The organism is Mesorhizobium kowhaii (assembly GCF_003253745.1).
In the GTDB taxonomy this organism is placed as follows: domain Bacteria; phylum Pseudomonadota; class Alphaproteobacteria; order Rhizobiales; family Rhizobiaceae; genus Mesorhizobium; species Mesorhizobium kowhaii.
The window spans coordinates 83,001-106,081 of record NZ_MZXV01000050.1 but is presented as its reverse complement, the minus strand read 5'-3'; the positions used below and the strand labels follow the sequence as shown (position 1 = coordinate 106,081).

Below are 23,081 nucleotides of genomic sequence, written 5' to 3'. Positions count from 1 at the left end.
AATCCGCACCAATCAGCCCTGCATCATGGAGTGCAAGATGGCCTGCATGTGCTCTTCCAAGTCGAGTTCGCCCCGTGCCTCAACAGTCAACAAGTACTCGGCCTTGGCCCGGCGGTCGCCTCGGCTGATCGCAGGACAGGAACAGATGGCGAGCAGTGCTTTCTCTTCAATCCGGTCTGCCCGCTGGCGGTCGTGCCAGCTGCTGCCCGGTTGATGAACAACCCGATAGAGCGCGGCATAGGCGGTCTCATGGGTTGCGATCAGCGCCTGCAATTCGTGTGAGGTACCCTCCCCTTCAGCAAACGTCGGTTTAACGACAAACGCAACGGCGGTGAAAGCAAGTAGCGTACGGCGGGTGACTCCAGGCATGCTCGTTATCCTTGCCGTCTGATGAGTTCCGGCACACGATAGCACCAGCGCAACGGTTCGCAGAGGTGCTCTGCAGCGCGATCACATTGTCTGCTGACAAAACGGTTCCGCTCCAGAAGCTGATCCTCTGCCTATGCTCGCCGATTAAGCCCGCCTGAAAACTTGCCTGGTGTGGCGCCCCACAAGCCACCCTACCCTGCTGCCGACGGACCCCGGCGGGTGGGTATCGGCCAACCGGCCACCTGGCTGGGCAGAGATATCTGCTTCGGGCCGGGAGCGGAATGGCAGCTTTCAGTACGGTTGGGCCACAAAGCCGACCTTGCTCTATAAGACCCCAGCGGAGAAGTTCGCTGAGTGTGTTGCAGCGATCGCTTGAACCCGCCACCCATTGCGGTCGTTCAGTTGCGAGCGTCGCATGACGCGATCTGACCCCAAGCGGCTGTTCGCTCGCCGTCGTCTGAACGACGCCCGTGACCCCCAAGCGGACCTTTAGCAATGACGCTTAGTTCGCCGGCTGCGCCTCTGGGAACTTCCAAGTGCCGCCCAGAACCTCCGCGCGTGGCCGATAGAGCCGCACCATGTAGTTCCAGCCGGCCACCATCGGCAGGCAATTGGCAACCTTGCCATCCTCCTCCTGACGACTCAGAATCGATGATGCACCATTACAGTCCGGGACTGCACACCTAGTACGGTCAAGTCATCGGTGCCGCGCCGCGCCGCTCGAGCGCGGTCTTGCGGATGATTTCCGCGATCTCCGGGCTGCTGCTGCACAGCATCTGGAAATCCACCGCGTGCAGCGATAGGAGTGAGACCCCCGTTGCGGCGCTGACGGTCGCCGAACGCGGTTCGCCGCTGATCAGCGCCATCTCGCCGAAGAAGGCGCCAGGGCCAAGCTCCACCGGGTTCGGCGTCGCGACGCTGACGCGCCCCTCAACGACGAAGAACATCCGATCACCGGGCTCGCCAATGCGGCAGATCACGGCGCCCGCCGGCACCATGCGAGGTCTCAACGCGCGCACGATCTCGACCAGCACGGCCGGGCCGAGCTTCTGAAACAACGGCACGGTGGCGACCAATTGCCAATTGCGGACGAAATCCCCGCGACGGACTTCTTGATAAAAGCCGGTGGCAAGAATGCCGGCCCAGAGCCCGAAGATGCCGATGCCACTCATCATGACCATCCCGGCAAGGACGCGGCCGGCGAAGCTTTGCGGAATAGCGTCGCCATAGCCGGTGGTGGACAGCGTGACCACCGCCCACCACATTGCCTGGGGGATGCTGCCGAACTTTTCCGGTTGGATGTCGCGCTCGGTGACATAGGCGGCCAGCGCGACAGCGAACAGAACGACGCCGAAGAGCGTGGTGACGCCGATCAGGTTGCGCGCTTCGTTGGCCAGGACCCTGCCCAGCACCGGGAAGAAAGTCGAGTCGCGTAGCGGTTTCAGCAGCCAGACAGCACAGTAGAGGCTCCGGTCGGGCGTGCCGACAAGCAGAAATGCGGCGAGTGGAACCAAAACCGCGAGCACATCAATGGCGATTGCCGGCGTCCTGGCCCGAACGTCTCCCGCCCGGCGCTTGAGCAGCGTCGCGGCCAGTTGCAGGAGATAGGCGCCCCAAATGACTGCGAGCACGGCAGCCAGAGCCAGTCTGCTTCGTCCGGACATGTCCGGTATCGTGAGCGCAGCCACCGCCAAAAGCCCAGGCGCAGCCAGAACCGCGTTGAGCGGCGCGTAAATTCTTAAGAAAGGCAGTACCGACATTCTGTGCCCGCGAGCGGCTACTGCCCTCCAGAATAGATGCCTTCAAGGCAAGCGCAATGGTGCTTACTGTCGCTGCGATGTGCTTCACCACAGGTGAACTCAGATGTCCGGGATTGCTTCGTGACTGGACGTGCGCAGACAGGCCACAACCGACGAGAATGACCCGATCCGGACAATTGTAATAGGTTCGCGAAGGTCAGCTTCGGAGAAAAGGCGACATGGGATCGCGACGGAAAAACTGAAATATTGGACCGTTTTCACTCGAGCCCGATCCACACAAAGCCGTCCTGCTTTCGGCAGGGGTATACGATCAGCTTTGCGCGGTTTTTCGAAATGTCACCCGCGAATTCATAGCCCGGCGCAGTACCATCCTGCTGCAGCTGCGCCCACCCCCTGATTTCGCCAGTAGACAGGTCGAAACAACTCTGATGCCAGCGGCAGACCAAGCCAAGATCTGCGGTGATTGTGCTCTCCGTGTGTGGGAGCTTCAGCTTTTCGGCCTGAGCGGAACTTCGGCGCTCGTAGAGCGGCAGATGAAGATGCGGGCAGGCATTGTTGAAGGCGCAATAGCTGTCGGATCCGCGAACGACGACGATGTCGTAATCTTCAAAATCGAGAATCCGGCGTTCGTGGGGCTCAAGCTCGTCTTCGGCAAAAGCGCGAACCCACCTCCTGCCGCCTTGACGGATGGTTTCGCGAAGCCCCTTGGCATTCAGATCGGCGTCAATTTCGGGCTCCAGCCTGACTATTTCGAACAGGCTTGTACGCTCGGCGGTACCGCGAAGGCGTACCCTGACGAAGTCGCCGATTTCCACCTTGCCGGCGATCTGGTCGCGGAGGGCCTCGGATATCAGCAATCGCGTACCGGCATCTTTATTGGCGGCCTCGACCCGGCTGGCCAGATTTACAACGTCGCCGATGGCCGTGAGACGTTCGTATCCAGCAAAACCCAATGTGCCGATGACGGCTTCGCCATAGTTGAGGCCGATACGAATATCGAAATCGATGCCATACATCGAGGCAAAGAACGGCTTTAGACGATCGACTGTGGCGAGGGTCTGAAGTGCGGCGTTCACGGCGCGAAGCGGAGCATCGGGCTGGTCGTCGATACCGAATATTGCCATGAGCCCATCGCCGATCAGTTTGTCGATGAAACCGCCATTCTGCTCGATGATGTCGCCGACCTGGGCGAAGTAGCGATTGAGCAGATACATCACGTCGTAGGGCGAAAGCCGCTCCGACAGCGCTGTGAAATCTACAATGTCGCTGAAGAAGACCGCAACATGCCTTGCTTCGCCGCAACGCGTCGCGGCAGAAGCGCCAAGCTGGCTGGTGATCATCATGTCGGTTTCGTCCAGCACCAGGCGTCGGACGCGAAGCTCGCCTTCCGGCCTGAGCTGACAGGCCAGCCGAACCTCATCGGCCAATCTCAACCGGTCCGCCATCAGGGTTTCGTCCGGATTCCGGTCCGGGCAAGCCTCAAGGCCATCGAGAACCCAAACGCGGCATGTCGAGCATTTCGCCCTGCCGCCGCATGCGTGGGCAAATGGCACGCCCGATCTGAGAGCCGCCTCTAGCAAGGTCTCATCGGCGGCCACGTCGAAATCCACTCTGTCGGGTAAAGCGGTTACTTTGGTCATATCACCGAACACAGGTCCGTCGCGTTAACTGGCTTGCCAGTGTAGCACCAATCGGCTCAGGCAATAGAATCGTGCAAAATTCGGGCACCGACGAAGCCGAAATGGTTTCGTTGCGGGGACCGGACAATGACCCCGGCGTTCATCTTCGTCGACAGCCGCCGCATGCAACCTCTGCCGGCTTGGCACCGGCGGAAAAGGAAACAATCCCCGGCTCTTAAGTTACCACCGAAAGGCTCGCCGAGGTCGGCTGCAACACGCCGGGGAACGGCCCGATCCTGGCCGGGCGATGCCCGGACTGGAAGAGGTTGCTGTGGAGGTTGGCGATCCATTGCTTGCCTTCCGTCGTCAGCTCCAGATAGCGGATCGCGTCGCCGATATAGGGCTCGACCTGCAGCGTGAAGAAATCGGTGAAGATGGCGCCGAGATCGGCGGCGGTCTTGCAGCCGAGCTTTTCCACCATCCCGATCTCAGAGAACTCGGCAAACAGCGCCGGCAGCTTGCGGTGGTAGAAGGGATCAGCGAGCTGGCCGATCAGGTCCGCGGCCCTGACCAGCGCCGGCTCGGTGTTGGTGACCTGATAGGCTGGATCGTTCGGCACTGGAAAACGCGTCATCTCGATCGCCTCGACAATGCGCTCCTCGTTGATGAACTTCGAGGAAGCAAAACGTTGGAGCGCATAGATCTTGGCGCGCTCGATATGATAGGGCGCAAGCACCGCGTCGGAGGCGCCGCGCGGTGGCGTATAGCGGTCGCCGGCCTCGTTAATGACGAAGCTGTCCTCGGTGTCGCCCTGGCACACGCCGTGCACCATGCCAATGTCGTGGACAAGCAGCGCGCAGGTATAATGCAGCCAGTCATCGGGGGTCAGGGATTCCGAAAGCAGCCGGCCGCGGATGATCTGCTGGCCAGCGAGCGTAACCATCAGCGTGTGCTCGATGTTGTGATAGAGGGCGTTCGAATTGCCGATGCGCTCCAGGACAAGGCGGGCCGCCCCGCCTATGTAGCTCGCATATTCCGGATTGCGATGCGAGAAATACTGGAGATAGAGTTCTGACAGATAGTCGCCGAGCCGGTCGGCCATGATGGAGATTGGATTGAGCATGACAATCGTTCCTGACCGCTTTGAAGCACGACAAGTCGCGCCGCGCGGCGGCCATCCTAGCACGGTTCCGGCGTGGATTTTATCTTAGGACCAAGGCCCCAAGGCAGCGGCGACTACCGAATGTTGTTGCGGTCGCCATCGCCACTCACGAGCCCGTGGCAGCTGTCGGTGCTATGCCGCTGAGGGCGCGCATAGGAGACCTTCCGCCGGCTTCGTCTGAATGTCGTTTAGTGGCGCGACCACGACCTCCAGCGTGGTCAACTGCAATGTCTGCTTCCAGGCGGAGACAAAGTTCGCCCCCATGGCCGCTATCAGGCGCAGTCCCGACGTCCAGATGGCGAACCGCCGGACCGGCCGAGAAATCCCGGCGGCGCGCTTGAGATCACCTGCGCGCGGCTCTACTAGTCCGAAAACCTCACGCTCACGCCGCGCTGCCGAAAATAAGCCTGCATCAACTTGCGGCCCGAGCGGTTGTTCTGCGCCAACTTGGTCGGATCGAACACCGCCTGTTTTATCCCTTCTCGTCTCAGCGCCGCCTTAAGCGTCGCGATATGTGCGTCGATGTCGGCATTGTCCGCCCGGAGCGAGGCATAGATACTTTCGGTCGCCTGGGCCACGGTCGGTTCGCTCACAGGTGTCGTCCTTTGGTTGGTTGAGCGGCGGCTTACCACAGATTCGCGGCTCCGCCGATACCGATGAGACCGTCCGTCATCTCTTCCGGCATAGCAGGTTCCTGGCGCGACCCGACCTCCAAGGTGGTCGCTGGAGATGTCTGCTTTCGGGCAACCGCAAATTGGACTCTACGTCCAAGTTGCGGCGCAAAGCGGTGGGCCTCCTAGCCCGTGGCAAAGAGCCCGGTGACGCACCCGAGTTAGCGGATTATATCTGCCGACTGCCGTTCCCACCTCCGATGACGTGGTCGCGAGAGCGAACCGTTCCTTATGGAGCTTCGTAGAGTTCCAGCGGCAATCCATCTGGGTCGCTGAAAAAGGTAAACCGTTGGTTTGTATATGGGTCGATCCGGACTGGCTCAACGGCAACGCCGGCGGCTTCCAGGCGCATAATTACGGGATCAAGATTCGCCACGGCAAATGCCAGATGTCTCAGGCCTGTCGCCTCTGGATGGGACGGCCGCATCACTGGTGCAGAGAAGGAGAACAATTCCAGCTGGGCGGACCCGATCCGCAGATCGGCCTTCCATGACTGCCGCTCCTCCCGATAGACCTCCCGGATCAGATCGAGTTCGACGTAGAACCGTCGCGACCGGTCGTAGTCGGTGCAGATGAGCGCGACGTGGTGAATGGCGTTCAGCATGCTACGAACTCTAGCCAAGCTGGGATTTGAGGCCAAGGTCACCATCGGGTACGCGGCACTTTGTTGATGTCGCCATTCGCGAGGGTCGCCTCGTCCATACGGATTTTCATCTGCGCCTAATCGGCGACATGATGTTGCCGCCAGAGCGCAACCGAGCCACACACGTCTTGAGCCTCTCCCATGTTTTAGCTTGATAGGGTAGATTGTTGCACCGGAAGGGGGCGATGCACCACTCATTTGGACAATTCGAACTTGATGAAGCTGCTCGCAAACTGTCGCTGACAGGCGTTGGGCAGAAAATCCAGCCGCTTGTTTTTGACTTGCTGGTGTACCTGGTCCGCAACGCGGGCAGAGTCGTCCCCAAAGACGAACTGATGGACGCTCTTTGGCCGGGTGTCATTGTGACTGAAGCTTCGCTTCAGCGCGTGGTCAGCCTCACCCGCAAGGCGCTTGCAGCGGGCGGGTTGCAGGACGCGATACACAGCTACGTTCGCCACGGTTATCGCTTCGCCATCGATGAGCCGGGGCTGGGATATGTGCAGCCTGCCTCGTTCCAAGGGGCCGACGATCTTGCTGAGGCTCGCAGGCTGGCAGCAGCACGCGATTGGAGCGCGGCTGCAAAACTCTTCGCCAATCTTGCAGATATTGAAGCTCTCTCTTCGGCGGACATCGACCTTTGGGCTCTGGTCGTCGAATGTGGCGGGCGGCCAACCGAGGCGATCCCTGTGCTGGCTCGCGCTGTTGCGGCTCATATCGAGGCCGGTGATTTCGCGCGCGCCGCGAGATCTGCTGTCACGCTCGCCAAGATCCAGGCCGAACGCGGATCGGGTGCCGTTGCGGAGGGATGGCTGGAACGTGCTGCTTCGCTTCTGTCTCAGTCGCCAGACGATAGTACGCAATCATATCTGCTCTGGATGAGATCGCGCCTTGCATCCTCGGGCGGTCGCCCGGAGGAAGCGCTTCAACTGGCGTCAGCCGCTCACGCGATAGCTGAAAATTGCGAAGATCCTGGCCTGCGAGCGCTGACCCTGACGTACAAGGGATTTTTCAATCTGGCCCTCGGCAAGATCGATGAGGGCAGCGAGCAGCAAAACCATGCGGCGGCGATCGCGTTGTCGAGTCAAGTCGACCCCATCACCGGTAGCCTGGTTTACTGCAATATCCTCTGGAGTTGCAGGACTTTTGCCGACTGGCCGCGTGCTCGCCAGTGGAGCGAAGGCTTTGAAAGCTGGTGCACCGCAAGTTTTGCGCAAACATCAGGAGCCTGTGACCTTCATCGTGCGGAAGTCGTCGCAGCGCAGCAGATATTGCCTGAGGCTCTCACCTGCATAAACGAGGCGCTTCCCAAACTCTCTGCGGAGGAATCCTGGTCGCTTGGCGAAGGCTTTCGCGTCCGTGGTGATATCTTCGCCATGATCGGCGATCTCGCAGCGGCGCGCGCCGACTACGATCAGGCCTATGCGCTCGGCTGGGATGCGGAACCGGGCAATGCCCTGCTGTTGTTCGAAACCGGCGATCTGGACGGTGCGCTGGCTGCACTTGATCGGGCTTTACAGGGGATGTCGTGGTTCCATCTTCAGCGACGCGGAAACCTGCTGGTGAACGCGGCCTGCATAGCAGCGCGCGGTGGGCGCTCAGCCCAAGCATCAATCTATCTCGCTGAAATAGATGCACAGCCAGAACGCTGGCGACAGCCGGCTACGCAGGCTTTGATAACCGAAACCAAGGCTGCGCTTTGCGAGCCAGGCGACCCGAACGGAAATCGGCTTCTGCTACTGGCCCGGCAACTCTGGACCAGCGCAGGCGTTGATTATCATGCGGCGAGGGTTCGGCTACAGCTAGCGAAGGCATTGCTGAACTCGGGCGACAATAGCGGGGCGAAGGTGGAGATCACTGCGGCAGAGAGATCGGCTCGTTACCTGGGATCGCAGCGATTGGAGGAGGAAGCTGCAATGCTTCGCCATAACCTTTCGCAAGATAGCCAGTCGCCTGTCGACGGTTCTATGCAAGCGCTGACTGCTTGACCCTTGCCCTCCTGCTTGCTCGGATGATCTGCTGATCACGTTTGTCAGCCGGCGACGGGAAAGATCAGCAAGAGATCAGCTCTGGATAAGGACGATCAGTCCCCCAAGACGTATTTTTTCCCAGCCATGCAGACACCGCATGGCAATCAGCAGCGCTGGCGAAGGGTCGGCGCGAAGTGAAAGGGAAAAATCATGAACCTCTTTGTCATCCGTCGCCCGAGCGCATGGGCATCTCTGCAGGAACTCGAAGCCGCCGGCGCGAAATCGGCAAAGGTCGCCAAGGAACAGATGTCGGGCACGGTCAGCTGGATCCGCAGTTACGCTGTGCATGAACCCGATGGGCGCATCGGCACCTTCTGCATCTACGAGGCCAAAGACGGTGAGGCCATCCGGGATCACGCCAAGCGCGTTGGCATGCCCGGGGAGGAATTCTACCCGGTTGCCGACACAGTCATCCTTCGGAATGATCCGATTTCGACAGCGGCCGCCTGACGACCTCCAGTCGCTGCCTCGCGTGGTCAACGTGAGGCAGCGTCATCCAACCAGTAAGCAATGAACAGAACGGCGCTTGGAGCGGCCCTGCCCGCATTCCTTGGCGCTGCGATTCCTGACCAGTGGAGAAAACGATGTTTCAATACCTAAAGCGCGTTTCGATCGGACTGAGGGCGCGCAGAGCCGAAAGGGCTTTGCACGAACTACCTGATCATATTCTGAAGGACATAGGCATTCGCCGCGCTGCGATCTCCTACGCCGTTCGAGAGCATCTCAAGGACGATCGCATCTGAGTGCTCGCCATCAAATGGAACTAAAGACATGGAAATTCTTATAAACATGGCGAATATCATGTATGTGGTCGCCTACTTCACCTTGGATATTTTGCGGTTGAGGATCCTCACCACAACGGCCGCAATCTGCCTCGCCGTGTATTTTTACAGCCAGCCGACGCCGCTCATGAACGTCGTCGGCTGGAATGTCTTCTTTGTGCTACTGAACCTAGTCCAGATTGGCCGCATTTTGAAGTCTCGCTATAACTGAAGCAAGGCTCGCCGACATGCTGAATGTTGGGTCAAATGCAGCTGCAGCCTGCTCCAAGTTGCTAGAGGCGGTTTGCCACGAAACCACGAAAAGCACCGTGATCGTCGCCACCGCCGGCGCGCTGCTCGGTGCCGTCATCGGCATTGAGTTGCGGTGCGGTGCGGACCCTGTCGAGCTGATGTCTGCTTTCAGGCAAGGGTTAAGTGATACTCGGCGGCCGCTATCAGGCGCATCGCCGCCATTCGCAACGCGGACAATGAAGAAGGTCACCGTTGGGTCGAACTCCGTCTTTCGGAGCGATTTGGGCTTTTGGGGAGCGAGAGCGGCTATCAGGGTCCTGAACGTGAACGGCTGGACTCCCCTGATAGGGGCCCCACAAAGCCACCCCCCGCTGCCGACTAACCCCGGCGGGGCTGGTGCCCGAGGCAGCCTACGATGGCACTTGCCTGTGCGTTCTTACTCGCGCAGGGGGCGCGTGCAGGAGGTTACCAGCGCCAGCCGAGCGGTGTCCGCGTTGCGGGCTCTGCGACCTCCAGACGGACCATGCGCCTAACTGCCGACCAGCAGCGGCACGGTAACGGTGGTCGCGTAGTTGATCGGGAAGGCGCTGAAGTAAGGGAAGTCGATGACGAAGGCATAGGTGGCGGTCAGATGCGCCATGCGGAAGCCACCGCTCGCCGGATCGATGGCGATCGTGACGTTCACATCCCTCATACCCAAGGCCTGCAATTTCTGTGTGGCGATGGATTGGATGTCGGCCTGGGTCAGCGTGTTCCGAAGCTGCAGCGAGCGTGATGATGTCTCCAACACATAGCGAACGCTGGACACGGAGTTCATCGACCAGCCGAAGGCGAAGATCCCGAACAGCAGCATGATGACGAAGGGCGCGATCAGGGCGAATTCCAACCCGGCCCCGCCCGATCGATCCCGCCTGAACGCGCTTGCCCTAGCGGACACGGATCATCTCCAGGTGGCCAATGACACTGGGGGCGGAAAATGCGCCGAAGGTGAAAGGCGGCACCCAGGTGGCCGATGCCTGGATCTGAACATAGACCGATGGCACCTTCGGTCCACTGCACAAGGTGGAAGCGTCGACCACGGTCGTCCCGCACATGTAAACCCGGCTTAGCGTGACCTGGCCATCCGCCGGCCGGTTCTCCCAGCTCGAAATGGCAACGGCCTGGGTCGCCGTATCATCGGTCGATCCTGCCATGATCAGATTCGCGGCAGTCTTCACGCCGGCGCGCATCGACAGCGAGCTCGTCATATAAGACCAGCCGTCCACGATGCCGAGCAGCGCCAGGCACAGGAAGGGCAGGACCATCGCGAACTCGACCGCGGCAACCCCCGCATCATCGCGCAGCATCGGCATCGATCGGCGCTCCATGGCAGGTTACTCGACCAGCGCCACGGACTGCGCCGCCGGAATGTCGCGCATTCCGAGGCTCGTGCAATCCTGGTTGACGGTTGTGCTGCCGGACCATTGAATCGTATTGGCGACGACCTGGGTGCAGCCGCTGTTGCCCGAGAAATTGCCTAGATAATTCACTTGCTGTTTGGAGAAGTAGATGGCCCCGGTTAGCAGCGAATCCGCTGTGCCATTGAATGTGCTGGATGCGCTGTTGCCGGTCCTGTCGCCGTAGAACAGCACACCGGAATAGGTGCCCGAGGTCGGCGCGCTGAGCTTCACGGAGGCGTTGCCATTCATGCTGACGGTCGAACTGCCCGACATGAAGATGGTCACACCGCTGCCGATGATGGCCGCATTGGCGTTTATCTTGAAATCGCCCTGAACGACATAGACGCCGGGCGAGAGGGTGACATTGCCCTTCAGCGTCATGCCGCTGCAATAGGTGCCTGGGCTCAGCGTCGCCTTGTTGTCGTTCTGGCAAGGGTTCGAGGCCGCCGGGGCCGGCAGGTCGGCAAATGGATCGGCGGCAGGCAGCGCCTGGGTGATCGGGGCCGCGCAGACGGTCGTGACGGGATTGCTGAGAGAGACGCCGCCTGCCGATATCAGGCAATCGACCTGGAGCCCCGCCGAGCCCTGAAGCTTGATGGCGTCTGGGGCGATCGAATTGGCCATCACCGAGCAGCCGATGACCTTCACGGTGGTATTGCCGGAAAATAGCACAGCCTGCGAGGCGGTCGGATCGAGCGCGCGCATGCAGGCCTTCGAGGCATCGGTGATGAGGGCTACCGCCCTCGCATGTTCGGGAACCTGGGCCTGCGTGAAGATCGCGGTGAACATCCGGTCGAGGTTCTGGCCAACGATGACCTCGACCGCCTTCTTCGCCGTATTCGGTCCAGACGCTGGTGGCGTATTGACGACGATCGTGCCGGAGCCCAGCCCGTTTGTCGCGGCCGACTGGGTCGCGGCCGCGATGATCGCCGGCTTGTCGGAACCTGATATCTGTTCGAGCGCGCCGGCAAAGGCCGCGGCATCGGCCGTCGCCTGTAGTTTCAGGCTGTTGTAGTACCAGTAGGAGGTCTCCACCCCGAAGCCTGCGGCGCCGATAACGATCGGCAAGGTCAGGGCGAAGATGGTGGCAACGTTTGCGTTCGTGCCCCGGCATATGCCGTTCGCTATAAGCCAAATTCGGGTAAAGCAACTGAAGGTCATGAGATGGATTAGAAAGCACGCATGTATGAACGAATGACTAAAAAGTTCAGTTCATTTTTGATCTGTAAGCTATTGGTTTGCAAAAGAAAGGGTTCGTTGGCTGATCGAAGCGTATGCAAGGCAGCTAGGACGAACAAAAAGCTTGCGTCCCGCGCGAGCGATTGCCGGGATAGTTTACCATTCGCTAACAGCGCAACGACGGAGACGAGCGACAAGTGACCCGCTATGGTGCAGAATCGGACGGCCCGCGTTCGCGACAGGACTTATGCGCCGGCAAACTGAGACCAAGGTCCGTCTGGCGGAGTTATTGGCGTCGTCGCATGGTCACCGCAACGGCGAGCATCTACGCGCAATTAGAAATAGCGTAACCTTGTAGAGCAGTTTTTGCTTCAAGCGGAAAGAATTGGTGTCGACTCCGCGGCCGTGCCGCCCGACATCTCTCTCTGTACGGCAAGGAAGAACCTGCGCACTTCATCGCCGGCTGCTATTTTGTCTCTGCCGGATCCGACCACGAGATCGAGCAACTCCGACGCCTTGGCTCTCCAGAACGAGGTGGCCGGCTCGCCATGCAGATTGCCGAGCTTGGCGGCAACCTCTCTCACCAAAAATACCTGACGGTCGATCGGGAACGCACGGACTTTTTCTGGGGACATCTTTCCGAACCATGAACTGACGCAACGAATCAACCATTGCTGAACAAGCAATGGCGTAGCCGCCAAGGTGGAAACGGAAGCTTAACGGCGTTGGCATTGACGCGTCCTGGTGCAGTCGTCGGGGACGAAAGGAACGCAATGATCCCCCCACGGCATCGCCGTGTGCGTTCAAACACGATCGTTGATGTTCAATCGGGACAAGCGAAACGGTGGACGGCTTCAAGCCTGCAACGTTCTCGCCTCGCCGCCACGCTTGCGCGGCGTCATCATGTCCCTGGCCATCAGTCCGCTCGTACGACAAAACGCCATGAACGCGCGGCAGGCGTCTTCGGTCTTGACCACGTCCACCGTGGCACCAAAGCAGGCGTTGAACGCCTTCTGATAGATCGGGCCCTGACGGCGCACAGGCCAGTCCTGAAGAATATCGAGCGCCTGTTCGACGCTGTAAATCTCCTCGACTGGCAGGCCGGGCGCGGGTGCGATCCGCACCGGCACCTCGAATTGCAGTCTGTCCATTTCCTATCTCCCGAACTGGCGTCACCGATGCAGCGCGGTTCGTCGTCAAAAGTTGGTTTGACCGCTTTTGGCCCAGAAATGTGTCGTCACTGCGGTCGCGACCACTGCGTGACCGCGACCGCCCGGAAGCCGCCAAGCTTACTGGTTCGCCGGATCTGTCTCCGCGTCGAAAGCCATGCGGGTGGCAGTGATCAGCACAAATATCGTCGGCACGGCGAAGATGCCCCCGAGAACAAGTGCCGCCATTGCCGACAGGCCGAGCGTCTCGGCAAGCGCCCAATAAACGGTTCCGATGCAGATGAGCGCCTGGACGGAAAGGAACGCGGCCGCCGAGGCGGCGCGCGACAGGGTTTTGAATGTCTTGATGCGTTGCATTGAAATAGTCCGGAAACGACGCGCCGCACGATCGGTGCGCGGCCGACAGCCGCCGCACGATCACGACGCGAACAGGGATAGGTATGGTGTGAAGCTGCGGTCCTCGACCGCTCAGGCCGCGATGGTCGGCGGCCCGCGCGGCTGATGGGCATTTGCCCTGGGACCCGAGGGCGCTCCGAATCCCGAAATAACCGCTTTCGGCGAAGACCGTTCAAGCCAAAGAAAAACAGCGTCGAGAACCGGCAAAGCGGCATGGCCGCTGGCGAACTTGACCAGGGCCGGCCGCGCGGCACGAACCTCCAGCGCCTGCGCCTTGCCGGTGACACGCAACAGCGCCGCCACCTCTCCAGACCGTTCCAGGCCGATGCTGGCGCCGCCCGATGCAGCGTCCGCGAAGGCTGGCACGTCCGGGCGGCCGAGGCACAGCATCGCCAGCAGCACCATGCCCATCAGGCATGAGCAGGCTGTCGTCAGCGGCGCTTCAAGCAATCTGGTGCGCTTGGCCGCCGTGAAGGGAAGCGGTCTCGAAAACATCACTCGCCCTAACGCACGATGGCCAGAAAGGAAAGCAAGCCGGGCAAAAGCCGGCAAGACCTCGCCCCATACCAAGGTGTGTTGAGATTCAGGTCAGGCCGAGTTGAAAACGCTGGTTTTCGAGAACCGGAGCGGAGCGTACTTAAAGTACGTGAGCACCGAAAGCGCAGAAAACCAGCGTTTGCCGGCCAGCATCACCTGAATATCAATACGCCTTAAGGCGAATATCCCGAGATGCACGGCTGCATCGAGCAGTTCTTCCTTGAACCTTTTGCCCTCAAGTGCCAAATCTGGGGAGATTTTCACGTCGGCCCTCTTGCAGGGTCCTACCTAGCTATACGGACAAAATGGTCACCTACCTCGACGCCGCCACGGCACCACTCAGAAACACCGGCCAGATCCGCCTCTATGGCGAAGAAGGCTTTGTCGGGATGCGCAAGGCCTGCGATCTCACCGCGCGCTGCCTCGACGAACTGGTGCCGATGGTCGAGCCCGGCGTCACCACCGAAACCATCGACCGCTTCGTCTTCGAATTCGGCATGGACCACGGCGCGCTGCCGGCGACGCTGAACTATCGCGGCTACACCAAATCGTCCTGCACCTCGATCAACCATGTCGTGTGCCATGGCATCCCCGACAACAAACCGCTCAAGGACGGCGACATCGTCAACATCGACGTCACCTACATCCTCGACGGCTGGCACGGCGATTCCTCGCGCATGTACCCGGTCGGCACGATCAAGCGCGCCGCCGAGCGCTTGCTCGAAGTCACCCATGAATGCCTGATGCGCGGCATTGCGGCGATCAGGCCCGGCGCCCGCACCGGCGCCATCGGTGCCGCCATCCAGACCTATGCCGAGGCTGAGCGCTGCTCGGTGGTGCGCGACTTCTGCGGCCACGGCGTCGGCCAGCTTTTCCATGACGCGCCGAACATCCTGCACTATGGCAGCGCCAATGAGGGCGTCGAGATGCGGCCCGGCATGATCTTCACCGTCGAGCCGATGATCAATCTCGGCCGGCCGCATGTAAAAGTCCTGTCGGATGGCTGGACCGCGGTGACCCGCGACCGCTCGCTGTCGGCACAGTACGAGCACACGATCGCCGTGACCGACACCGGCTGCGAGATTTTCACGCTGTCGCCCAACAAGCTCGACCGCCCCGGCCTGCCGGCCTAAACTTGTTGCGTCGGTTCTTCCGGCCAGGAAATGCGGAGCGGCTTGTGGGGACAGGAAGTGATGACGACGAGCGAGGTTTCTTCTCCGAAGTGCCGATCCGGCCTCCCGCGAAGGCCAAGTCGAGCAAGGAAAAACCGAGCGAGGAAAAGCCGCATTATCTCGGCCATCGCGACCGTTTGCGCGAACGCTTTGCCTCGGCAGGTCCGGACGCCCTGCCCGACTACGAGCTTCTGGAACTTCTGCTCTTTCGCCTGATCCCCCGCGCTGACACCAAACCGGTCGCCAAGGCATTGCTGGCGCGCTTCGGCACGCTGGCTGAAGTGCTTGGCGCCCCGGTTGGCCTGCTGCAGGAGGTCAAGGGCATCGGCCCGGCGGTGGCGCTCGATCTGAAGGTCGTCGCGGCGACTGCACAGCGCATGGCGCGCGGCGAGGTCCGTGGCCGCGAAATCCTTTCCTCATGGACGCAGCTTCTCGACTACTGCCGCTCGGCAATGGCGTTCGAGGAGCGCGAGCAGTTCCGCATCCTGTTCCTCGACAAGAAGAACGCGCTGATTGCCGACGAGGTGCAACAGGTCGGCACCGTCGACCACACGCCTGTCTACCCGCGCGAGGTGATCAAGCGCGCGCTCGACCTCTCGGCGACCGCGATCATTCTGGTGCACAACCATCCCACTCAACCTCGTTCGATCACGCTGGATCACGCTACTACCCATTGAATCATCTATATTTTTCGACTTGTCGTATTACCGGATATTATGGCATATTGGGGTCGGTTTAAGGGGGATCGAAAGCCCTTTTGACCCCAGTCGCCGGCCCCTGCTACCCGTCTGGCGACCCCACTTGGAAGCCCATGGGAGAGCCCAGTGCCAAGCCTTACCGATGGAGAAATACGCCGCGCCCTGAAAGAGGTGGAGCAAACTGGAAAACAGCTCAGCCTCGTTGATGGCGAAGGGCACGGAACTGGACGCCTCGTCCTCGTCATGAAGCCTATGCCTACCCGCGTGACCGCCGACTGGATGGCCCAGCAATGGCGCGATCGGAAGCGCATAAAGAAGAAGCTCGGATCATATCCCTCGATGCCTCTCAGCAAGGCACGAGAGGTGTTCAACCGCGACCTCGCGGGGATGATCCAGAGAGGCCGCAGCATCAAGATCGCCGGCGACACCCGCCCAGGCACCGTCGCCGATCTCTTCGAAGCGTATGTCGCTCATCTCAAAGAGGCAGGGAAGCCGTCCTGGAAGGAGGCGGAAAAGGGTCTCAACAAGATCGCTGACACGCTCGGACGTAACCGTCCTGCCCGTGATATTGAACCGGATGAAATCACTGCGCTCATCCGCCCTATCTATGAGCGCGGTAAGCGCTCGATGGCAGACCATGTGCGAAGCTACATTCGATCAGCTTATAGCTGGGGCCTGAAATCCGAGCACGACTACCGCTCGGCCTCAGCCCGTCGCTTTCGCCTCGTCTACAACCCCGCCGCGGGCATACCGACGGAACCAAAGAAGGTCGGAACGCGCTGGCTGGACGAGGATGAATTCCTCCGGCTCTATCGCTGGCTCGAATGCCCCGATACCCCGGTGCATCCGCCATACACCCGCGCGGTCAGAATTCTCATGCTAACCGGGCAGCGTGTAGAAGAGATTGCACGGTTGCACGTTGACCAGTGGGACGCGAAGGAACGCATCATCGATTGGTCGAAAACGAAGAACGGAAAGCCTCACGCGATCCCCGTGCCCACGATCGCCGCCGAGTTGATCGAGTCAATCAAACCCAATGTCCATGGCTGGTTCTTTCCTTCCGCAACCGACCCGTCCAAGGCGGTGAGCCACGGCACCCTCTATTCGTTCATGTGGCGCCAGCGAGACCGTGAGGTCATCCCGCTTGTGACAAACCGCGATCTACGGCGGACATGGAAAACGCTTGCCGGAAAGGCCGGCCTGTCCAAGGAAATCCGGGATCGCTTGCAGAATCACACGCTGCAGGACGTCAGCTCCAAGAGCTATGACCGCTGGAACTATATGCCCGAAAAGCGCACCGCCATGGCGAAATGGGACAAGTTCGTGCGCGCCATACTCGTCAAGAGACGCATGAAGGCCGCCGCATGAACCCTTCCCGAAATGCTGGAACGAGATCTCAAACACGGTTCGCGGCGGCTCGATCTTCTGGCGTTGGCTAGCACAGTGCCATAAGCATCTGAGAGAGTTCGCTTTGCCAACTAGGCGCTGGGTTGAAGGCTGACACGCGATCTGGAAAATGCACACTGAAAGTCAAGCTATCAGGCGAGACAAAGGTCGTCGCGACCTGCTCCCGTCTCAGAAGTCGCATAGCCGGGTCCGCCACCCGATAGAGGCGCGGCGGAAAGGTCGGCGTGTATCGCGTCGCGTAGGCGCTCCAATCGCTCATCGTGGCGTGTCGATAGCCGAGTCCATTGGAGGCGCCATAGGTCTCAACGCGCGCCAGAAATGCCGATTGCAGAGGCCCCTGGTTCGCGTCATCGCCAAGCATGCCTAGAACCTGATCGACGATATGAGGAAGGCTCTCCCCCATGGCCGTCGATGGGATCAACCCGATGCTCAGCAAGTGGAGTTGCTCTTGTGCTCCACCAGGGAGCCGCGCCTCTTCCAGTTGTTTGAGACCGCTGAACTCGTGAATCGAACCCTCGGATTGGGTTGTCTTCACTTCGACCGAGTTCGACCCAAAGCTGAAATCGCGGCCACTTTGCCATCCCTGCCAAGCCTCGAGGATCGCTCCTCTCAAGTGAGATTGAACGCCAAGGCTAAGCAGGCACTGCCGGAGCACGATGAGTTCTCCAATCAGACCAATGATGACGTTCTCAGGCAAGGCACCGCGCCGAATCGCCATCTCAATGATTGGCTCGACGTCGGCGAAGGCCACTTGTGGATCGACGCCAGATCCCAAGCCAGCACGCAGGAGTTCAACGGAGATCAAGGCCGCAACCGAGGCAAAATGAGGGGCCGATGGAAGGACAATCCGGCTCGCTGGGAACGATGCGCCACCGTCCTGCGGCTGCCACTCGCCGTGCTGCAAATGCCGGCGGACGAGCGGTGAAGTCGCCATAAGTTCATCGCCCCGAATGAAGAGCTCGTAGTCGCCGGTGGCGCTTCGCGCGACCGCAAGGGGCGGCGATAGCCAACGTAGGTTTCTCGCCTCGCCGGCCGGCGCCTGCAACGCTTCAAGATCGTCGCGAAGTGCTTCGAACGTTGTGTGGCTCATGGACGTAATGCTGCGACGTGGTCAGGGCCGCCATGTGGCAAACCAAGGCCGATTGCAACTAAATCGTTGGGGGCCGTATCGCATCTAATGACGTGAAACAGTACCAAGCCGGGATGGCCTCGCGGTCGCCATGTCGCGCCCCCCTCCAGCGAGGGAATGGGTCGCGTGCCGTGATGATAGTAGTCGACCAATTCGTCGCCGATGTAGGCCCCGCCATACCCCCGCGTACCCCACAGTGTCTGAAGCGACATGTTGCCTGACGACAGCTGCCGGGTCATCGTGCGTATCCCGTGCTTGAGGAGTCTCGGATCCCGCGCCCTTTGGTCTCCAAAGCGAACCGCGACGTAGAAGTGAGGACCGGGCGCTGAACTTGCGTCGGCGTACGACCATGGCACGTCGGGTCGGTCGGTGGGATAGAACCCTGGCGCATGTCGGTCGCCCCGGAGAGACTCCCATAGCCTAAGGTAGGCCGCTATCGAGTACGGGCAGGATTGGGGCTCGACTGCATAAGGCTGGGGATGCCGGCCTGGCGGACGGAAGAGTGGTGCCGTCAACCCGATCGACGCCTCATAGTGGAGCCAACGTTGGCTGAATTCATTGCTGGGATCGGGATCGTGATGTGCGTAAAGGAGACGGTCTAACATGTCGGCTAATCGGAGAAGGCCGATCGGCTCATGGCGAATGATGCCACGTTCGAATCCGTTGGCATCCGCTAACGGCCCCCATCGGCCATCATTGCAAATGTCGCTCAGCACGTCGATGTTCGCGCTGGCCAAGTCGGAATTTGCGGCTTCAACCAATCTGATGGATGGCCTCGGCCCCGGAGAAAGAGGCACCTTTCGGCTGTCAACCTTGCTTGTCGCAAGGAAGGACACGCCCTGCAGCACGAGGATGGAGGATGCCGTGTCGCCGGCAGCGCCTTCCATCTTCTTCATGATCTCGGTCTTCAGCGCGTTGTCGTTCACGTGATAGCTCCGGAACAACTGAAGTTGATCCTCGAACGTGAGCACGCGGCAGAACGGCAGGTGCGGCCCCCGGTAACCGAACCAACGCTGCATCTGCATCTGGGTGTCGGCCGCCGGCTCGGCGGCCCCCCGCAGGAATAGGCTCGTGGCAAGGCCCTCCAACGTCAGCCCCCGAGACAGTACGTTGCCCGCCACGAAGATCGAAAGGAGATCCGGAGCCGTCGCGTAGCCGCCAGCGACCTGCTCAGGCTGGAAGCGAGGTCGGTCATCTGACGTGGGGTCGCTGTTCAGCACCCTTATCGCGACGTTCGGGAAAATCTCCTCAAGAAGGATCCGACGCACCGCCGGCCACGATGCCAATGTGATTGGGGGGTAAGGCGAGCTCGGTAACGTCGCCAGCCCGATACGGGTGCTCTCAAACTGAACTAGCCAGGCCCGCCAGGTCTCCTCTTCGGCTTCCAAGCGCTTTGCCAATCCCGCGGCCGACAGCCGCAACTCGGGCATTCCCACGTCCTCGCCGGGAACCGGAGTTCGTTGCTCTTCGCCTGGAGACGAGAGCGACCAACGAACGATGTCGACTGCCGCACTGAAGTGATCACCCTTGCGGGCCGAGGGGTGGTGCAGCATCGTGTGGGCACTAGGGGACGCGGCCCTCGCAGCCTCGGCGGTCTCGAAAACGATGTCGCGCGCGGAGACCAGTGACCGCCCGCTCTGGTGCAATCGGATTGCGGCACCCACAAGAAAGCTACGCAAAGCGTCCGACAGCATGTCCCAACGCAGCGTCTGGTATCGCTGTTCAAACTCACCCTGACTTTCGTTGTCCCGGATCTGAGGAAAGGGCGAAGGCTTGGCAAAAGCCGCCGTCGGCGTCACTTGAAGACGTTCGTAAAAAATCTCACCTCCACAATAGTAGCTCGCGACACCGGCCGGCTCAGCAAAGGTCAAGGATCGGGGATGGCGCGCACCGACGCCGCCAGGCACCCTCAACGCCGCATTGAAGTCACGAGGCGATAGTGGATTGTGTGTTGCCTGGAGGTAATTGGCTTGGGGTGTCGCTGTGTATGCGACGTAGCTCGCCAGCAGCTTCTCATGCCGAGTTGCGGCCAAGTCCGAGTCACCGCTCCACAGCGCCGTGATCAGCCGCGGCGTCACCTTGAGAGAGTTCTCGCTGTCGAGAACCGACGCATCGTCTGCTTCGTCATCCAGGAGGAGCATCGTGAAGGGATTCGTCCTTGCGCTCAGGAACGGCTCGTCAATCACATGCTGAAGGAAGCGGCGCAGCATCAAAAGATGGTCATCCTCCTTTGGGACCACGCAGATGATCGGCGTGCCGGCCTTCAAAGCTAGCCTCGCCAGCGGGCGTTGCAGGTAGCGGGACGGCTCCGCGCGCTGCTCGTTTAAAATGTCGGCGGGTTGAGGAAGAATGAGACGCGCCGCGCGTCTCCGAAAAGCGTTGTCAGGCGTCGATCCATCAAGCTGGCCAAGCAGTCGTTCGTAAGTTTGCAGCCAAAGGCCGACGCGCGTGCCAGCCAACAGAACAACTAGGTTCACCCCACGATCCAATGCCATCGCTGCCACGCCAAGCATGCTGGCAGTCTTGCCGGACTGCACAGAGCCCACAACCATTCCCGTGCGGACGCGGCTTGTGGGCCACGCGGCGGTCTCGGGGCCGGCCGGCGAGCCGGGCATCGCTCGATCGACAATATATCGCGCGTCGTCCTCCAGAACGCGGACGGCATTTTCGGATTGTCGGCTCAGCAATGCACTCCGATAGCGCGGCCACCAGGCTTCTGAGCTTGGTGACATGGTATCTCTATCCGGTCGGCTTGAGGCGTGATCCTCAGCCGGAACCACCGACGTGGGTCCAAGTTCGGGGCCGGGCTCGACAATCATCCGATCGGAATCTTACGAATCTCGATGAGCGCTTCAACCGCGCTGTCGCCGTAGCGCTCCGTCACCGCAACATGGGCGGCTGCGAGATCGATCCCTAGCGCTTCAAGTACCAAGGTGGATGAGTTCGCGATATGGGCCCATTGGGTCTTATTCTGAGTGCTAGCTGGCCCCACCATGTTCGCGGTTTTCTTGCGGATATCCTCCAACCCATCAGTTAGTCGGCCTTCCTCGCCCATCACCACGAGCACGAAGCAAGCCAGCACGCTGGCCACGACCGGCAGTTCCTCCCAACGGGAAGCCATCTCACTCTTGCCCTTGCGCCGGAACTTTGGATGCCAGGCGTCTGAGGCGACTTGGTGTAGCGCCAGGGCGGCCACGATGTCGCTCGAGAGTCTCTCGAGCGTAGCGGTCGATTTAAATTGCGCGAGGCGCCCGTTATCAATTGACCGTAGGAACTCATCTATATGGCTCGCCGTCGAAGGGGTGCGGAAAGTCTTGTCTGGCGCTTGCGCTGGTTTCAGGATCAGCGTGGCCACCGTCCACAGCAAAACCTTTGTTCGGCGAAAGCGACTTACCCCAAACCCCAAAGCGTTGATGATCTCATGAGCGTCGGACGGATTGATACCGGCCTTGACGAGTTCAGGCGCGATCGTTGACTCCGGCCGATCGCCGCTCACGAAGAGCATCGCACGCGAGATCAGGAGATGGTTGAAGACGGCGTTGCGTATCTCCTCCGCATTAAGCTTCATCCCTTGCTGATTGTAGAGCCGGAAGACGCGGTGGATATCCCGAACTTGTGTGTCCTTGTAGATGAGCACCGGAATGAAGTAATCGCACGCCTGCTCAAATAGATCGGCGACGGTGATAGTCTCTCCCGCGATTCTGACGGGCTCGTTCCGGATGTCGCAGTAATAGCGGCCACCCAGCTTCGCCAGGGGATCACCATCCGGGTACTTCCGGGTCTTGAACGGCAGATACTTCTGCCGAATATCCGTCGCTCTCAGCGTGTTGCGCCGCGCAAACTGCGCGAAATTCGTTTTGAAGACGTCGTAGTCCTTCATCAGCTTGGCGTTCTCAAGCCCCTCGGGATGGCTGCCCATGAACCGAAGGATCGCGGTCAGACGTTGCTTGCCATCGACGATCTGATACCGCTGACTGTTTGACACCTTGGCGAGGATGATCGACGGAAGCGGGATGCCGCGAAGGATGGACTCGATCAGCATCTGCGAATCCGAGTTGGACCAGACAAAATCACGCTGGTAGGTCGGATTGAGTTCAAGCTGCTGCTGTGAGGCGCGCGCAGCGAGATCATAGATGCGCCACTTGTCGACGCTTGCATTGATCGAGAGCGGCTCCACCGCGACGGGCTCATCCCAAGCTTCGACCCAAGCCTCCGTGGCCGCAGCAACGGAGCGCTCCTCCTCAATCAACTGCAGAAAGAGGCTGCGATTGCCGGCCGCGCGACTGAGCCTCTCCTCCAGATGCTGCGCGCCCAGCTCGGTCAGTTGCACAAGACCGTCGTTGACGGCGAAGCTGTCGCCGGCCTTGCCTGGGGCCAATTCATCGAAGAGTCGAAGAGCGACCGTCTCTGGCGCGTCCTCCGCATCGAAGCTCCCGTCCAGGTTAAGCCAGATTCCGACCTGGAGTACGCGGGCAAGCCAATCGCTAGAGTCGAAAGAGACGTCTGCGCTGTCGAACGCACGGGGAGCCTTGGGCGACCCGTCGAGTTTCGGCAGCGGGCTTGGTTGCGACAGCTCGCTCAGTAGGGAACTCACCTGGTCGTAGTCTAGATCGATCACGATGCTCTCCACCCCCGCCTCCTGTTCTCGACCGATGCCCGGCAAGAGTCACGACGCGCAAAACGCTCGCGCC

24 protein-coding genes and 1 pseudogene are annotated in these 23,081 nt (G+C 60.5%); 7 read left to right on the top strand and 18 right to left on the bottom strand.

Annotation, left to right across the window (positions count from 1 at the left end):
• Window positions 1-12: 12 nt before the first annotated feature.
• The 7 genes and pseudogenes from B5V02_RS22345 to gloA2 form a co-directional block, all read right to left on the bottom strand.
• Window positions 13-369 (bottom strand): hypothetical protein, encoded by a 357-nt coding sequence (locus B5V02_RS22345; RefSeq protein WP_111546266.1) that lies wholly within the window; start codon window positions 367-369, stop codon window positions 13-15.
• 692 nt (window positions 370-1,061) lie between these two features.
• On the bottom strand, window positions 1,062-2,129 hold the full coding sequence (locus B5V02_RS22335; RefSeq protein ID WP_111546265.1) for a cyclic nucleotide-gated potassium channel: 1,068 nt from the start codon (window positions 2,127-2,129) through the stop codon (window positions 1,062-1,064).
• 257 nt (window positions 2,130-2,386) lie between these two features.
• Window positions 2,387-3,472 (bottom strand): adenylate/guanylate cyclase domain-containing protein, encoded by a 1,086-nt coding sequence (locus B5V02_RS22330; protein ID WP_245446105.1) that lies wholly within the window; start codon window positions 3,470-3,472, stop codon window positions 2,387-2,389.
• Window positions 3,473-3,529: 57 nt separating this feature from the next.
• Window positions 3,530-3,769, bottom strand: a pseudogene (locus tag B5V02_RS42755) (2Fe-2S iron-sulfur cluster-binding protein); the annotation flags it as partial.
• Between the two features lie 214 nt (window positions 3,770-3,983).
• Window positions 3,984-4,871 carry a metal-dependent phosphohydrolase gene (locus B5V02_RS22325; protein ID WP_111546263.1) on the bottom strand — a complete coding sequence of 296 codons (888 nt, stop codon included), beginning with the start codon at window positions 4,869-4,871 and terminating at the stop codon, window positions 3,984-3,986.
• 401 nt (window positions 4,872-5,272) lie between these two features.
• A complete protein-coding gene (locus B5V02_RS22320; RefSeq protein WP_111542733.1) occupies window positions 5,273-5,503 on the bottom strand; it encodes a hypothetical protein in 231 nt (76 codons plus the stop codon).
• 307 nt (window positions 5,504-5,810) lie between these two features.
• Window positions 5,811-6,185: an SMU1112c/YaeR family gloxylase I-like metalloprotein gene (gene gloA2 / locus B5V02_RS22315; RefSeq protein WP_111546262.1), complete on the bottom strand. Its 375-nt coding sequence runs from the start codon at window positions 6,183-6,185 to the stop codon at window positions 5,811-5,813.
• A 224-nt stretch (window positions 6,186-6,409) separates the two neighbouring features.
• Here gloA2 and B5V02_RS22310 point away from each other — a divergent pair, with 224 nt between their 5' ends.
• The 4 genes from B5V02_RS22310 (at window position 6,410) to B5V02_RS22295 (ending at window position 9,244) form a co-directional block, all read left to right on the top strand.
• Window positions 6,410-8,209, top strand: coding sequence for a winged helix-turn-helix domain-containing protein (locus B5V02_RS22310; protein ID WP_111546261.1), 1,800 nt, complete (start codon window positions 6,410-6,412; stop codon window positions 8,207-8,209).
• A 192-nt stretch (window positions 8,210-8,401) separates the two neighbouring features.
• On the top strand, window positions 8,402-8,701 hold the full coding sequence (locus B5V02_RS22305) for a nickel-binding protein (RefSeq protein WP_111546260.1): 300 nt from the start codon (window positions 8,402-8,404) through the stop codon (window positions 8,699-8,701).
• Window positions 8,702-8,835: 134 nt separating this feature from the next.
• Entirely contained in the window at window positions 8,836-8,994 is a 159-nt protein-coding gene (locus B5V02_RS42300) for a YjiS-like domain-containing protein (RefSeq protein ID WP_111546259.1), read from the top strand.
• 46 nt (window positions 8,995-9,040) lie between these two features.
• Window positions 9,041-9,244 (top strand): hypothetical protein, encoded by a 204-nt coding sequence (locus tag B5V02_RS22295; RefSeq protein WP_146606131.1) that lies wholly within the window; start codon window positions 9,041-9,043, stop codon window positions 9,242-9,244.
• A gap of 549 nt (window positions 9,245-9,793) precedes the next feature.
• Here B5V02_RS22295 and B5V02_RS22290 read toward each other — a convergent pair.
• The 8 genes from B5V02_RS22290 to B5V02_RS22255 form a co-directional block, all read right to left on the bottom strand.
• Window positions 9,794-10,201 (bottom strand): TadE/TadG family type IV pilus assembly protein, encoded by a 408-nt coding sequence (locus B5V02_RS22290; protein ID WP_111546257.1) that lies wholly within the window; start codon window positions 10,199-10,201, stop codon window positions 9,794-9,796.
• Window positions 10,191-10,616 carry a TadE/TadG family type IV pilus assembly protein gene (locus B5V02_RS22285; protein WP_111546292.1) on the bottom strand — a complete coding sequence of 142 codons (426 nt, stop codon included), beginning with the start codon at window positions 10,614-10,616 and terminating at the stop codon, window positions 10,191-10,193. The genes B5V02_RS22290 and B5V02_RS22285 overlap by 11 nt, the downstream gene beginning before the upstream one ends.
• A 21-nt stretch (window positions 10,617-10,637) precedes the next feature.
• Window positions 10,638-11,864, bottom strand: coding sequence for a pilus assembly protein TadG-related protein (locus B5V02_RS22280; RefSeq protein ID WP_167458612.1), 1,227 nt, complete (start codon window positions 11,862-11,864; stop codon window positions 10,638-10,640).
• Window positions 11,865-12,253: 389 nt separating this feature from the next.
• Window positions 12,254-12,568 carry a DUF6074 family protein gene (locus B5V02_RS22275; RefSeq protein WP_342633874.1) on the bottom strand — a complete coding sequence of 105 codons (315 nt, stop codon included), beginning with the start codon at window positions 12,566-12,568 and terminating at the stop codon, window positions 12,254-12,256.
• A gap of 168 nt (window positions 12,569-12,736) precedes the next feature.
• On the bottom strand, window positions 12,737-13,033 hold the full coding sequence (locus B5V02_RS22270; protein ID WP_111546255.1) for a DUF982 domain-containing protein: 297 nt from the start codon (window positions 13,031-13,033) through the stop codon (window positions 12,737-12,739).
• A gap of 138 nt (window positions 13,034-13,171) precedes the next feature.
• Complete coding sequence (locus B5V02_RS22265; protein WP_111546254.1) at window positions 13,172-13,408, bottom strand: hypothetical protein; 237 nt, start codon at window positions 13,406-13,408, stop codon at window positions 13,172-13,174.
• Window positions 13,409-13,519: 111 nt separating this feature from the next.
• Window positions 13,520-13,942, bottom strand: coding sequence for a hypothetical protein (locus B5V02_RS22260; RefSeq protein WP_111546253.1), 423 nt, complete (start codon window positions 13,940-13,942; stop codon window positions 13,520-13,522).
• Window positions 13,943-14,035: 93 nt separating this feature from the next.
• Window positions 14,036-14,248: a hypothetical protein gene (locus tag B5V02_RS22255; protein ID WP_146606130.1), complete on the bottom strand. Its 213-nt coding sequence runs from the start codon at window positions 14,246-14,248 to the stop codon at window positions 14,036-14,038.
• A gap of 41 nt (window positions 14,249-14,289) precedes the next feature.
• Here B5V02_RS22255 and map point away from each other — a divergent pair, with 41 nt between their 5' ends.
• The 3 genes from map (at window position 14,290) to B5V02_RS22240 (ending at window position 17,222) form a co-directional block, all read left to right on the top strand.
• Window positions 14,290-15,117 (top strand): type I methionyl aminopeptidase, encoded by an 828-nt coding sequence (gene map / locus B5V02_RS22250; RefSeq protein ID WP_111546251.1) that lies wholly within the window; start codon window positions 14,290-14,292, stop codon window positions 15,115-15,117.
• A 44-nt stretch (window positions 15,118-15,161) separates the two neighbouring features.
• Complete coding sequence (locus B5V02_RS22245) at window positions 15,162-15,833, top strand: JAB domain-containing protein (RefSeq protein ID WP_111546250.1); 672 nt, start codon at window positions 15,162-15,164, stop codon at window positions 15,831-15,833.
• A 147-nt stretch (window positions 15,834-15,980) separates the two neighbouring features.
• The gene (locus B5V02_RS22240) at window positions 15,981-17,222 is read left to right on the top strand and encodes a site-specific integrase (protein WP_111546249.1); all 1,242 of its coding nucleotides are present in this window, start codon (window positions 15,981-15,983) and stop codon (window positions 17,220-17,222) included.
• Between the two features lie 67 nt (window positions 17,223-17,289).
• Here the strand turns inward: B5V02_RS22240 and B5V02_RS22235 are convergent, their stop codons facing one another.
• The 3 genes from B5V02_RS22235 to B5V02_RS22225 form a co-directional block, all read right to left on the bottom strand.
• Window positions 17,290-18,351 (bottom strand): PD-(D/E)XK motif protein, encoded by a 1,062-nt coding sequence (locus tag B5V02_RS22235; protein WP_111546248.1) that lies wholly within the window; start codon window positions 18,349-18,351, stop codon window positions 17,290-17,292.
• The gene (locus tag B5V02_RS22230; RefSeq protein ID WP_167458611.1) at window positions 18,348-20,903 is read right to left on the bottom strand and encodes a Z1 domain-containing protein; all 2,556 of its coding nucleotides are present in this window, start codon (window positions 20,901-20,903) and stop codon (window positions 18,348-18,350) included. The genes B5V02_RS22235 and B5V02_RS22230 overlap by 4 nt, the downstream gene beginning before the upstream one ends.
• Window positions 20,904-21,205: 302 nt before the next feature.
• On the bottom strand, window positions 21,206-23,020 hold the full coding sequence (locus B5V02_RS22225; protein ID WP_167458610.1) for a DUF262 domain-containing protein: 1,815 nt from the start codon (window positions 23,018-23,020) through the stop codon (window positions 21,206-21,208).
• Between the last annotated feature and the right edge of the window lie 61 nt (window positions 23,021-23,081).